Origin of the sequence: Pseudoalteromonas sp. NCCP-2140 (genome assembly GCF_023708065.1) — a bacterium.
GTDB lineage: Bacteria > Pseudomonadota > Gammaproteobacteria > Enterobacterales > Alteromonadaceae > Pseudoalteromonas.
This window is the reverse complement of the sequence record NZ_BRCZ01000002.1, coordinates 330,437-344,099: the sequence shown is the minus strand read 5'-3', so window position 1 is coordinate 344,099 and position 13,663 is coordinate 330,437. Positions and strand designations below refer to the sequence as shown.

The following is a 13,663-nucleotide window of genomic DNA, read 5'->3' as shown; positions in this document are numbered from 1 at the left end:
TTCCTCTCTATTTTTTAAAGTAATTGATGGCTGCAGCCACAGTTATAAACGAACCGAACACAATCACTAACGTGTTTTCATCAACATTTGGTAATAACGTATCTAGCGCAGTTTCAACACTCTCATAGTGCGTACTAGGCGCTGTTGATGTGGTTTCGGCTAGTGCTTTAGCAAGGTTCTCAACTTTGTCGCCACGAAAACAATCTAAGCTTGCTAACGACCACTGGTCAACAACATTTGCCACGGCCGACATTGCAGCCACTTTATCTTTATCTGCAAGCATAGCGACTAATGCATGAATTTTAAACCCTTGATCTTTATACACGCTTAATTTGCGTGCCAAATATCTAGCTGACTCAGGATTATGTGCAACATCGGTAAAAACAAGCGGCTGCTGACTTAACTGCTGAAAGCGCCCTTCTACAGTTAGATTCGCCAAGCAATCACGCACTTGTTGCTCACTTGGCAATAGCTCAAGTTTTGCAAGTAGGGTCAACGCGGTTGCTGCATTTTGACAAGGGATAGCGGGCTTAGCTAAGCGCCAATCGTTACCTTGGTACTGCCAGTTAAAGCCTTCATTATCTTCTGTGAATATGAAGTCACGGCCTGATAGCACCATATCAGCGTTAATTTCATTACCATAATCAGTCACTGTATGCGGAATCGCTAAATCGCCAACAATAGCTGGTGTATTGGTACGGAAAATACCGGCTTTATCGTAACCAACAAGTTCACGAGTATCACCTAGGTATTCTTTATGGTCTAAATCTATGGTGGTGATCACACAAGCATGCGGATTCACGATATTAGTCGCATCAAAACGGCCACCCAGCCCCACTTCTAGCAGCACATAATCAACGGCGTGACGTTTGAAAATAGCCAGTGCGCCTAAGGTACCGTACTCAAAATAAGTAAGCTGCGTGTCACCACGGCCTTTTTCAAGCATATCGAAAGCATCAACATGGAATTGATCGTCAAGCTCTTGGCCATTAATGCGTACGCGCTCGTTGTAACGAATAAGATGCGGCGAAGCATAAGTACCCACACTGTAACCCTGTGCAAGTAATAAGCTTTCTAGGCAACGGGCTGTGGTCCCTTTACCATTAGTACCTGCAATTAGGATTATTTTGCTTGATGTATCGAGTAAGCCGACTTGGTTTGCCACGCGTTCTACGCGCTCTAAACCCATTTCGATATTAGCAGGATGGACACTTTCTAAATAACAAAGCCAATCATCAAGGCTTGATGATTGGCTAGGAAGGATTTCTGTCATAGCGTTTAATCAGTTAAGCTGAAATTTACGCTACTCTATGCTCTTGTTCAGTAGAAGGCAAGTTCATAAATTTCGCTAAGATACGTGCAAGGGTGTCACGCATTTCACGACGGTCTACAATCATGTCGATTGCACCATGCTCTAGCAAGAACTCACTGCGTTGGAAACCTTCAGGAAGCGTTTCACGAACTGTTTGCTCGATTACACGAGGACCCGCAAAACCGATAAGCGCTTTAGGTTCAGCAACGTTTACATCACCAAGCATTGCCAGTGATGCAGATACACCACCCATTGTTGGATCAGTTAATACTGAAATAAACGGTAAGCCTTTTTCGCTCATTTTTGCAAGTGCAGCACTTGTTTTAGCCATTTGCATTAATGACATAAGAGCTTCTTGCATACGTGCGCCGCCTGATGCAGAGAAACAAATAAGTGGCATGTCGTGCTCTAAACATTGATCTACAGCTTCAACAAAACGAGCACCTACTACTGACGCCATTGAACCACCCATAAACGAGAACTCAAAAGCAACAGCAGCAACAGGAATGCCTTTTAGGCGGCCCTTCATTGCTACAAGTGCGTCTTTCTCGCCACTTGCTTTTTGTGCTTGGGTAATACGGTCAGAGTATTTTTTAGAATCTTTAAACTTTAATACGTCTTTTGGTTCGTGCTCTGCACCAATTTCTTGGCGGTCAGCATCATCTAAAAAGTTTTCAAGACGTTTACGGCCACTTAAACGCATGTGGTGATCACACTTAGGACACACGTTGAGTGCTTTTTCTAATTCTGCTTTATATAAAATTGAATCACAGTCTGTACACTTAGCCCAAACCCCTTCTGGGATTTCTTTACGACCTGATGATTTAGTCGTTTTAGGTAAGATTTTTTCTAACCAACTCATTTGCAACTCTCTTAATGCTGTTCTGTGTCGCAGTCTGTTTAATTGGAAACACTCGCTTGTGTTTCTTATAACAAATAAACAGACAGATTTTTTCAATTAAAACATGAATTACCCGCAGACGATATAAAAAACTGGTCTTAGTAGTAGTCTACTAAAGTCTAACTGTCTGAATCAGGTAAAAACAAAGGCCCTAATGGTGTTTTAGGAATGCCAAAATGTTCTGGGTAATCCACGTCAACTAAGTAAAGGCCAGCGGCTTTTGCTGTTGCACTTGCCTTAGCGCGCTCTTTTAAATCGAGTAATTCTTTTAACCACACAGGTTCATGCTTATGAAGACCAATGTCCATCAAACACCCGGTGATGTTTCGCACCATGTGATGTAAAAACGCATTGGCTTTAATATCAATGATCACATAATCACCTTGGCGTTTTACCGATAAATGGTGAATAGTACGATTTGCTGTATTTGCTTGGCAGTGTAGTGCTCTAAACGAAGTAAAATCATGCTCACCTATTAAATACTGACAGGCTTCTTGCATTTTAGTTTCGTCTAATGGGTGATGAAAATGGGTCACCCCTTCACTCATGATAGCGCCGCGATAGGTGTAATTATAAATCACATAACGATAGCGACGTGCTGTGGCACTAAAACGAGCGTGAAAGTCTTCGCTTACAGGCTGGGCAAAACGAATAGCAATATCTTTTGGCAGTAAGGTATTCATACCCATCGTAAACGCGACCATTTCACGCTCAGCGTGAGTATCAAAATGGATCACCTGCCCGGTGCCATGTACACCCGCATCGGTGCGGCCTGCACAAACAATTTCGACTGGATGATTACAAATACGCGACAACGCCGTTTCTACTTCTTGTTGTACGCTATTGACGTGTGATTGACGTTGCCAACCACTGTAACGCGCGCCGTTGTACTCTACTCCAAGTGCTACTCGCATAATGCTCTATTTACCTACTGTACTAAATGACGGGGCATTTTATGCGATCTACGAGCGCAATAAAAGCCACTGTAGTAGATCACATTGTTCTGGTTACTCAGATATCACACCAATTCGCTTAACTATAGTTGCGAGCTGGTATTAATCTTCTTCGATGTTATCGAGGCCCTTGGTGCCATCTTTAGCACGCAGCTTATGATGGATAGCTGATTTGATCAGCATATAGCCGCTAATAGGTGCGGTGATCAGTAAGAAAATTGAAATCAAAATTTCTTTCACACTGATGCCATCGTGGGTGTAGCTAAAATACACCATGGCGGCAATTAACAATGATGCCATGCCAAGCGTTGTTGCTTTAGTTGGACCGTGCAGGCGCATAAAAAAGTCAGGCATTTTCACAAGTCCGATTGAACCTATAAGAATAAAGCAACCACCAATTAATAATAAGATTGATACAATCCATTCACTCATCATTCGTTACCTTATTCAATAATATCGCCGCGCAGCAAGTATTTACATACCGCTACAGTGCTCACAAAGCCAAGCATGGCGATTAATAATGCGGCTTCAAAATATAAATCGGTGCCCATGCTCATGCCATACAGAATAATTAAAGCAATAGTATTTATGAACATAGTATCTAAAGCCAATATACGATCAGGTACCGACGGCCCAACAATTAAACGCCATAGGTTTAACAATAAAGATATGGCGATCATTGCAAAAACAATTAGAAAAACGGTATCTAGCATCGAAAAATCTCCTTAAGCGGTGCTTCGTAGCGCTGCTTAATAGTATTAATTAACGCTTGTTCATCAGCTAAATCGAGTACATGGATCAATAAGTAGCGCTGCTGAATTTCTTCGCCCTCTTCGAGTGACTCAGGAATAGGATAAACCTCTGCGCTCACTGTACCTGGTGTTAAAGATACTGTGCTTGCCAATATAGTGATTGGCATTTCATGGCTTAAATCCAATGGTACTTTGATAAAACCTGGGCGTAACTTTTTCGTTGGTCCAAGGATCAACAGGGCTACTTGTAAGTTGGCAGTGACAATATCGTACAGCACTAACAATAAGTGCCTAAACGCAAGACCCGGCCTTACAATAAGAGGCTGTGGATCACGAAATGGGAAAGTGATCCACGGAATAGTAATAGCAAAAAATGCAGCTAAAAACAGGTGTCCTGGCGACACACTGTTATTTAACAACAGCCATACAATGAATAATAAAACACTGCGAAATGGTGTTGGCAACCAACGAAAGCGAGCTTCTAAACGCATTATTGGCCTCCTTGTAATACAGCGTTGATGCTAGTGTTGATATCAAACAACTGCTCTGACGTTGCTAACATATAGTCTGAAATAGGTCCTGCAAATACAACCATTAATGGTGAACACACAAGTAATGCAACTACAGCTATCACTTTAACAGGGTGTGCTTTGGTGCCTTCAATTGCTTCACTGTCTTTATGGGTGTGATCCCAAAATAAACTGGTACCGGCTCGTGAAACCGCCACTAATAACGCTAAACTCGAAACTAGGTAGATTGGCCAAAACAACATGGCTTTTTCGCTATCTAGCGTGCTCTTTAAAATCCATACTTTGCCGACAAAGCCAGATAACGGTGGCATACCAACAACAGCAAGCGCAGCCACTACAAAACAAGTACCAAGTAAATATGGCTGTGCAACGGCGCGCCCTGCGACTAATCGGTCGGCAACTTTACCACGTTGCTGAGCAATTAAATCAGCAATTAAAAACAGTGCTGCGCAAATAATGGTTGAATGCACTAAGTAGTAAAGTAATGCAGCTGTTGCAGCAACATTCTGAATCGCAACCAATGCCACTAAAGTACCCACAGATACAACCACCAGATTCGCAATAAGCTTTCTAAAATCTTGACTCGCTAATACACCAATACCACCCATCACTATGGTCGCTAGTGCTAAGCCCCATAACCAAGGCTGTGCCATGTGAGCGAGTTCGCCAGCATTATCACCAAATATTACGGTATACACGCGCAACATGGCATACACACCGACCTTGGTCATAATCGCGAATAATGCAGCAACTAATGGCATTGCACTGGCGTAGGTATTCGGTAGCCATAAATGTAACGGTAATAACGCGCCTTTTAACGCAAATACCACGATTAACAGCAAGCCACCAATTTTAGCAAGGTAAACATCATCACCCGTCAGCTGTGGTACTTTTTGCGCTAAATCAGCAATGTTCAATGTGCCTAACACTCCATAAAGTACACCCAGCGCAATTAAGAATACGCTTGAACCAATCAGGTTTAAAATGACGTACTGCAGTGCAGCTCGGGTACTATGTTTGTTGCCGGCATGCATCAATAATGAATACGAAGCAATCAACAGCACTTCAAAAAATACGAACAGGTTAAATACATCACCAGTTAAAAAGGCGCCATTTACACCTAACACTAAAAAGTGCACTAACGGATGGAAAAAGCTCCCTTTTTTATCATCGCCTGCACAGCTATAAAGCACCACAACTGCACCAAGGAAACTGGTAAGTAGCACCAGTAGCGTTGCTAGTCTATCGGCAACCAGCACAATACCAAATGGTGCAGACCAATCACCGATTGCGTAAACAAGCGGAGCGGTACTATTAACGTGGAATAATAAATAAGCACTGACCAAGAGTGTGACAATCGACAATATAACCGACGAAACACGACGGATATGTAAGTTTTTACCACATGGCGGCATGAGTAAAATAACGCCTGCCAACATCGGAATTAAAATTGGTAAAGAAGCTAAATGCTGAATCATTTTTGCTCCTTCGATGACTTAACAAGATGGCCGTCAACATGGTCATTACCCAAGTCAGCACGACCACGAATCGCTAAAATAACCACAAAAGCGGTCATCGCAAAGCCTATTACAATGGCTGTTAAAACCAGCGCTTGAGGGAGTGGATCGGCATACTCACTGCCTGTACCAAGTACAGCCGCTTTGTTAATAGTTAAACGACCTGAAGAGAATAAAAACAGGTTAACTGCATACGACAACATAGTCAGGCCGAGTACTACCGGGAAGGTACGAGCCCGTAATATTAAGTAAATTCCGCATGCAACCAGCACGCCGACGCATGATGCGTACAATACTTCCATTAAATATTTACCTCTTGCTTGGGTGTATCAGCAGTTAATTTACCTAAACTTGCTAAAATCATCAGCGTTGCACCTACAACAGTTAAATACACACCTAAATCAAATACGATAGCACTAGCAAGTTCTGTCTTGCCGACTAGCGGAATATCAAAATAATCAAACCAGGTTGTTAGGAATGGACGTTCGAAGAACCAACTTCCAATACCTGTAAACAATGCAATAGCAATACCTGACGCAATAATCTTACGATAATTCACGTCAAATCTGTCTGCAATCCAGTGCGAACCATTTGCCATATATTGCAAAATAAATGCAATCGCGGTAACCAGTCCTGCAATAAAGCCCCCACCTGGTAAGTTATGACCACGTAAGAAAATATACGCAGACACAAGTAATGCAAGTGGTAACAAGCTTTGTGAAATACTCGATAATAGAATTGGGTAACGCTCTCTTGCCCATGGGCGCCCTTCACTATCACTTGCTGGCATAAACAGCGGCAAGTTAATAAGAAGCTTATAAATACCTAACGCAGCAATACCCAATACGGTAATCTCACCTAGGGTATCAAAACCCCTAAAGTCAACGAGGATAACGTTTACAACGTTAGTACCACCACCGCCAGTTTTTGCATTGGCAACAAAGAAGTCAGAAATTGATTCAAGTGGTCTTGTTAGAAGCGCATAACAAATACTCGCCACAACCACACCAATTGCCGATGAGATACCCAAGTCTCGCAGAATACGCAATGAGCTTGACTCTTTCGGAGTACGCTGTGGTAAAAAGAACAGTGCAAGCATCAGTAGCATTACGGTGACAACTTCAACCGTTAACTGAGTCAGTGCTAAATCAGGCGCAGAGAATCGAGTGAAAGCAACAGATACCATCAGGCCTACGATTGAAATCATAATCAAAGATATCATTCGTGAGCGGTGCCAAATAACCGTTGCCAGCGCACCAATTATTAGTAAGCCAGCACCAATAGCATTATGGAAATCAATTGGGGTTAACTCACTTGCTCCTGCTAACTGGCGCATTTCAAATAAAGGCCAGCCCGCACACATAAGCACCACAGCAATCATCACAAAGGCATAGCGCTGTAACGAGCCATTTTCGATTCGTTTAATCTTTTCTTGTGACCACTTAATTAAGCTATATAAGCCACGCTCAAAGCCTTTCTTAGCATTCAAAGTTGGCAATGAAGCTTGGAAGTGGAACAGGTGCTTACGCTGCACATAAATCATCACGCCCACGCTTGTAGCAATAAAGCTCATTAACAGCGGTAAATTAAAGCCATGCCATACAGATAGCTTATAATCTGGGGCTGCATCGCCAAGCACTGCATAAGACGCCGAAGCTAAAATATCACTTACTGCAAAGTGCGGGAACATACCGACGAGTAAACACAGCACAACCAAAATTTCGATTGGTACACGCATATAGCGTGGTGGCTCATGAGGCTGTTTTGGCAAATCGATTGGGTCGCCGTTAAAAAACACGTCGTGAATAAAGCGTGCTGAATACGCGACAGAGAGTGCACCAGCAATAGTCGCTAACACTGGAATTAACCAAGACATAGAGCCAAGCACTTGCTGATGCAGTGTTTCGGCAAAGAACATCTCTTTCGACAAGAAACCATTTAACAGTGGCACGCCCGCCATGGCTGCCGCTGCTACCATAGCAAGTGTGGCGGTATACGGCATAAATCGCCACATACCATTAAGTTTACGCATATCACGGGTGCCAGTTTCATGGTCAATGATACCCGTTGCCATAAATAACGACGCTTTAAAGGTTGCGTGGTTAATGATGTGGAAGATAGCAGCCACTGTAGCAAGCTCAGTGTCTAAACCAAGCAGTAAGGTAATTAAACCTAAATGGCTGATTGTTGAATAAGCCAGCAAGCCTTTTAAATCATGCTTAAATAGCGCGATATAAGCGCCAACCAATAAAGTAGCCAGACCCGTCATCGCCACTAAGATAAACCAAGTATCTGTGCCTGATAGCGCTGGATAAAAACGCGCTAATAAAAAGATACCTGCTTTAACCATGGTTGCGGAGTGCAAGTAGGCACTGACTGGTGTCGGTGCTGCCATGGCATGTGGTAACCAAAAATGAAATGGAAATTGTGCAGATTTGGTAAATGCACCTAAAAGCACTAATACCAGCGCAGCTTCATAAAGTGCATGAGATTGAATAAGCGCTTTGCTTGCTAAAATCACATCAAGATTATAGCTACCAACAATATCACCAATTAGTAATAAACCTGCTAGTAACGCAAGACCACCGGCACCGGTAATAGCAAGTGCCATACGTGCGCCTTTGCGAGCTTCTGACTTATGCCACCAATAGCTAATCAATAAGAACGAGCTAATACTGGTGAGCTCCCAGAAAAACCACAGCTGGATGACATTATTCGACATCACGATGCCGACCATTGCGGTCATAAATAGCATTAAATAGCAGTACAGCTTTGGCATTGAGTCGCTACTACTCAAGTAATAACGCGCATAAAAAATCACCAGGGTACCGATACCCAAGATCATATATAGAAAAAGTAACGTTAAACCATCAAGTCGAAACGAGACTTGCATGTTTAAAAGAGGGATCCACTCAGCAGTGTAGCGAATTGTTTCACCAGAAAAGACTGCAGGGGTATACGAAAATACAATTCCAAGGGCAATCAAAGGCGCTAACATGGTCAAAGCAGTGCTTTGGTTACGTGTTAGTTTTGAAGTGCAGGATGAAATAACACTGCCGATTAAGGATAACAGGGGTATCCAGAGCAAAGTCATAATTAGGAGCCTTTTAGTGTCATAAGAATATCAATACCGCTCTAGTTTTAATTAGTTGCGTACTGTTCATTTGGATGGTTAAAAGTTGGCTTCAAAAAAAGCTTACAATGCGTATAGTTATACTGATCAGGTGCTATTTTGTCTATAGGAGACAAACCTATTTGCACAACATTTAACCGCTTTGCATACTAAAATAGCAATAAATAGACGATTAGTCAGAAAATTTCTGCTCTTTGGAAGCTGTTGTAAACACTGGCTTTAAGCCTAAAAAGGCAAAATATTCAGAAAACCGAATCGGCTTTGTTAAGGGCTGGTTAATTTGTTTTTGCCAAAGCTCACGGTATTGCTCAGACAAGCTCATTGTTTGGTATTGCATAATTGACCAATTAGGGCTTGGTTTATAGGCTAACTGATTGCTACAGGCGATACTTTTTTGCCAGCCTTTTGGTGGGGAAACCTCATTTGCAATAAACAAATTTGGCGCAACCAGCCCCTGTTGCTTACACAGCCACTGTTGTTTTTGCTCTGCTAAAACATACTCATCTTCAAAGCCATTAAAATGCATTAGCTCATGTAAAAATACCGCATAAGATTGCGATGAATTGATATGCATAATCCCGCCAAGCACATTAGCAGCCCCTTGCTTTGACATCATCACAATAAAGTCAAAACCTTCAGGCCACGGATGCGCTGACGCATTTTGCCAGTTACACTTAAGCGCCCCACTACTATCATCACAGCTAAACTTATCAGCAACATAAACAATGTCAGTAAAACAAAAGCTGCCTTTTGCAGGCTCAGGCGCTTTACTGTATTGCTGCTTATACTGCTTTAAAGTATCAATGCCCTTGTAATGATCTGTCATCATTAAAACATTAAATTGGCACTGACTGCTTGCTTGTACACTTGATGTTGATAAAGCTAATTGCTGCTGCTGCGCATAAGCTGGGTCAATTTGAGCTGGCGGCATTTGTTGCTGCAACAGCCAAGCTTGCTTGGCATTTCCCTTAGGTAACTTGCCAGCTTTACCTAGGTAACTTATATCGAGCCACTGGTTTGCTTTGACTAGCTGCTCCGCTAAGGTTTGTTGCTGAGCTGAATTGAATTTAGCAAAGTAAGGCTGCCACCATAATTTTGCTGCAGTGTAATCTTGTTGCTGCAAAAATCTGAGCGCAAGCTGATACGCCGCATTACTATGATTAAGCCTTGCTAACTGGCGAAGCTGTGAGTTACTCAGCACTAAATGCTGCAAATTAATGGCACTGGGTGCCAAGTGATAGATAGCCGTAGCTTGTGAAGGAGTAGTATTTGCGTAATAAGCGTAAGCAGGAATAAAACGAGATACTGAGCTTGAAACGAAACCCAAGCTCAGTAATAGAATAGCAGTAAAAGAAACCTTAGCTTGCGTTTTCACCAGCCATTAACTCAAGCTCTAAGCGGGCATATTTGTATTCAACAAACTCATGCACATTGGTGGCAAGGGCAAGTCTAAAGTAATCGGCAGCAAGATAGTTATCACCCGCCGCTTGATGCATCTTCGCTAGGTAGAAATAAGCTTCGCATAAGCGGTGCGCATACTCTTGCTCTGAAGTTACACCTTCAATAATGCCAGATAAAAACTCAAACTCACTAATGTCACCTAAATAAAGTGCCAACAGTTGGTAACCCCATTGAGACTCATCAACACCCTGCGAGTTAGCTTTTAAATCAATTAAAGCCTGTGCTTTATCAGCTTCTGATTGAGCTAAATAAAGCCATAGCACACGGTAAGGGTCGCTTGGTGAACGATTTAAAAACTGCTGTAAATCATCTTGTGCAAGTGATGGACGGTCACCATAGTAAAGGGCAATACCACGATTTAAATAGGCATACTCATGTTGCTCGTTAAGCTCAAGTGCCGAATCAAAAAACTCATAAGCTTGTTCATACTGCTGCATTAGTGTGTGATGAATGCCTAAGAAGTTATACACTTCTGCTAGGTCTGGTTTGAGCTTAATCGCACGGTTAAAGTCAATACGTGCCAAGGTCGACATACCTAAGCTGTCAAATAATACACCGCGATCGTAATAAAGTTTGGCTTGTTGCTCGGCACTTAAATCAGCACGATTTAGTAGTTCAGAATAGCGAGCAATCGTAATTTCGTTACGAAAATCAGGCGCTAATGGTGCAGTAAAAGGCACATTAACAATAGGGACTGACTCAGGTTGTGAAGTTGTTTGACATGCACTTAAAGAAAAAATAGCCACAGCGGTCAATGCTAAGTGTTTAAAAATCATTAAATTCCTTAATACCTGAATTCTCTGTAGACAAAGGCGAAGCGGATAGGTTTCATTAAAGCATAAAAAAAGGGGCTAAACAGCCCCTTTTTCTTATATCCAGCAAATAACTGGTTATTCAATCATCATTAAGCGTCTTTAGACTCTTCTGCTTTTTCTTCAGCAGCTGGTTCCATTGCTTCTTTGATGCTTAGACGTACACGACCTTGGCGATCTACTTCAAGAACTTTAACTTTAACTTCTTGGCCTTCGCTTAGGTGGTCAGTTACGTTGTTAACACGCTCTGTGCTGATTTGTGAAATGTGTACTAGACCGTCTTTACCCGGAAGGATATTAACGAACGCACCAAAATCAACGATACGTACAACTTTACCAGTGTAGATAGTACCTACTTCTAGCTCAGCAGTTAGTTGCTCGATACGCTTGATTGCATCGTTTGCGCTAATGCCGTCAGTTGCAGCGATCTTGATTGTACCGTCATCTTCGATTTCGATCGTTGTGCCAGTTTCTTCAGTAAGTTGACGGATAGTTGCGCCACCTTTACCGATAACTTCAGCAATTTTCTTCGCAGGGATTTGCATTGTGTAGATGCGTGGTGCGAATTGAGATAACTCTTCAGAAGGTGCTGCAATCGCCTCGTCCATAACACCTAAGATGTGTAGACGTGCTGCTTTCGCTTGTTTAAGAGCGATTTGCATGATTTCTTTAGTGATACCTTCGATCTTGATATCCATTTGTAGTGCAGTGATACCGTTTGAAGTACCCGCTACTTTAAAGTCCATGTCACCTAAGTGATCTTCATCACCTAAGATATCTGAAAGAACAACGAAATCGTCGCCTTCTTTAACTAGACCCATCGCGATACCAGCAACAGATGCTTTAATTGGAACACCTGCGTTCATAAGTGCTAGTGACGTACCACATACTGATGCCATAGACGATGAACCGTTTGATTCAGTGATTTCTGAAACAACACGGATTGAGTATGGGAAGTCAGTAAGTGTAGGTAGTACCGCAGCAATACCACGCTTAGCTAGGTTACCGTGACCAATTTCACGACGCTTAGGAGAGCCTACAAAACCTGTTTCACCTACACAGAACGGAGGGAAGTTGTAGTGAAGCATGAAGTGATGCTTGTTAGTACCTGTTAAGTCGTCGATTAACTGTGAATCACGTTCAGTACCAAGCGTTGCAGTTACAAGTGCTTGCGTCTCACCACGTGTGAAGATTGCAGAACCGTGAGTACGTGGTAAAACACCCGTCATTACGTCTAGTGCACGAACCATATCTGGTTCACGACCATCGATACGTTTTTCACCAGCGATGATACGGCCACGAACGATTTCTTTTTCTAAAGAACCGAATAATTTGCCAACTTCTTGCGTATCTAGCTCTTCGCCTTCAGCAAGTTCAGCTGTTAGTGTAGCAACAACTTCTTCTTTCGCTGCACCTAGTGCTTCTTTACGCGCTACTTTGTCAGTGATGCGGTATGCTTCACCTACTTTATCAGCAGCAATTGCAGAGATTTTCTCAGCAAGTGTTACGTTTTTCTCTGGTGCAGTCCAATCCCAAGCAGGTTTACCAGCTTCAGCTTTGAACTCGTTGATTGCGTTGATGATAGCTTGAGATTGCTCATGACCATAAACAACCGCACCTAACATTACGTCTTCAGATAGTGTTTCAGCTTCTGATTCAACCATAAGTACTGCGTTATCAGTACCAGCAACAACTAGGTCTAATTGACTTTCTTCAAGCTCAGCGAGTGTTGGGTTAAGTACGTATTCACCGTTGATGAAACCAACACGTGATGCACCGATAGGACCATTGAATGGAATACCAGAGATAGCAAGTGCTGCTGAAGTACCAATCATAGCAACCATGTCAGGTTGGATTTCTGGGTTAACAGAAACAACTGTCGCGATTACTTGTACTTCGTTTACGAAACCGTCTGGGAAAAGTGGACGGATTGGACGGTCGATTAGACGAGCGATAAGTGTTTCGCCATCGTTAGGACGACCTTCACGCTTAAGGAAACCACCTGGGATACGACCCGCAGCGTACATACGCTCTTGGTAGTTAACTGTTAGTGGGAAGAAGTCTTGACCTGGTTGTGCATCACGCTTACCAACAACAGTAACTAATACTGAAGTGTCGCCAATGCTTGCTAGTACTGCGCCGTCAGCTTGACGAGCGATAGCACCAGTTTCTAGAGTCACAGTGTGTTGACCTAGTTGAAATTCTTTAATAATTGCTTGCACTTAAAAATGTCCTTTAAATGTAAAAGCAACTCAGAGCTGTGCTCCGAATTGGTAAAAAATAGTCCATCAA

At 42.6% G+C, this 13,663-nt stretch carries 12 protein-coding genes; all 12 read right to left on the bottom strand.

Translation table 11 applies throughout. The annotated features are described in order from the left end of the window. Positions 1 to 7: 7 nt before the first annotated feature. The 12 genes from folC to pnp all read right to left on the bottom strand — a co-directional run bounded on the left by folC (position 8) and on the right by pnp (position 13,593). Positions 8 to 1,273, bottom strand: coding sequence for a bifunctional tetrahydrofolate synthase/dihydrofolate synthase (gene folC / locus NFU46_RS05520; RefSeq protein ID WP_251600412.1), 1,266 nt, complete (start codon positions 1,271 to 1,273; stop codon positions 8 to 10). Positions 1,274 to 1,298: 25 nt separating this feature from the next. Continuing rightward, positions 1,299 to 2,174, bottom strand: a complete 876-nt coding sequence (accD, locus tag NFU46_RS05515) for an acetyl-CoA carboxylase, carboxyltransferase subunit beta (RefSeq protein WP_055021719.1) — start codon at positions 2,172 to 2,174, stop codon at positions 1,299 to 1,301. A gap of 158 nt (positions 2,175 to 2,332) precedes the next feature. Beyond that, the gene (gene truA / locus NFU46_RS05510) at positions 2,333 to 3,127 is read right to left on the bottom strand and encodes a tRNA pseudouridine(38-40) synthase TruA (protein WP_130051968.1); all 795 of its coding nucleotides are present in this window, start codon (positions 3,125 to 3,127) and stop codon (positions 2,333 to 2,335) included. A gap of 141 nt (positions 3,128 to 3,268) precedes the next feature. Beyond that, positions 3,269 to 3,601, bottom strand: coding sequence for a Na+/H+ antiporter subunit G (locus NFU46_RS05505; protein ID WP_054553163.1), 333 nt, complete (start codon positions 3,599 to 3,601; stop codon positions 3,269 to 3,271). Positions 3,602 to 3,609: 8 nt separating this feature from the next. After that, complete coding sequence (locus tag NFU46_RS05500) at positions 3,610 to 3,879, bottom strand: K+/H+ antiporter subunit F (protein WP_054553164.1); 270 nt, start codon at positions 3,877 to 3,879, stop codon at positions 3,610 to 3,612. Next, positions 3,873 to 4,409, bottom strand: coding sequence for a Na+/H+ antiporter subunit E (locus NFU46_RS05495; protein ID WP_054553165.1), 537 nt, complete (start codon positions 4,407 to 4,409; stop codon positions 3,873 to 3,875). The genes NFU46_RS05500 and NFU46_RS05495 overlap by 7 nt, the downstream gene beginning before the upstream one ends. Continuing rightward, positions 4,409 to 5,926 carry a monovalent cation/H+ antiporter subunit D gene (locus NFU46_RS05490; protein WP_175082387.1) on the bottom strand — a complete coding sequence of 506 codons (1,518 nt, stop codon included), beginning with the start codon at positions 5,924 to 5,926 and terminating at the stop codon, positions 4,409 to 4,411. The genes NFU46_RS05495 and NFU46_RS05490 overlap by 1 nt, the downstream gene beginning before the upstream one ends. Continuing rightward, a complete protein-coding gene (locus tag NFU46_RS05485; RefSeq protein ID WP_054553167.1) occupies positions 5,923 to 6,267 on the bottom strand; it encodes a Na+/H+ antiporter subunit C in 345 nt (114 codons plus the stop codon). The genes NFU46_RS05490 and NFU46_RS05485 overlap by 4 nt, the downstream gene beginning before the upstream one ends. After that, positions 6,267 to 9,059, bottom strand: coding sequence for a monovalent cation/H+ antiporter subunit A (locus NFU46_RS05480; RefSeq protein WP_055021722.1), 2,793 nt, complete (start codon positions 9,057 to 9,059; stop codon positions 6,267 to 6,269). The genes NFU46_RS05485 and NFU46_RS05480 overlap by 1 nt, the downstream gene beginning before the upstream one ends. A 211-nt stretch (positions 9,060 to 9,270) precedes the next feature. After that, complete coding sequence (locus tag NFU46_RS05475) at positions 9,271 to 10,473, bottom strand: hypothetical protein (protein WP_251600408.1); 1,203 nt, start codon at positions 10,471 to 10,473, stop codon at positions 9,271 to 9,273. After that, on the bottom strand, positions 10,457 to 11,335 hold the full coding sequence (gene nlpI / locus NFU46_RS05470; RefSeq protein ID WP_055021724.1) for a lipoprotein NlpI: 879 nt from the start codon (positions 11,333 to 11,335) through the stop codon (positions 10,457 to 10,459). The genes NFU46_RS05475 and nlpI overlap by 17 nt, the downstream gene beginning before the upstream one ends. A gap of 128 nt (positions 11,336 to 11,463) precedes the next feature. Next, positions 11,464 to 13,593, bottom strand: coding sequence for a polyribonucleotide nucleotidyltransferase (gene pnp, locus NFU46_RS05465; RefSeq protein WP_054562096.1), 2,130 nt, complete (start codon positions 13,591 to 13,593; stop codon positions 11,464 to 11,466). Positions 13,594 to 13,663 lie beyond the last annotated feature (70 nt).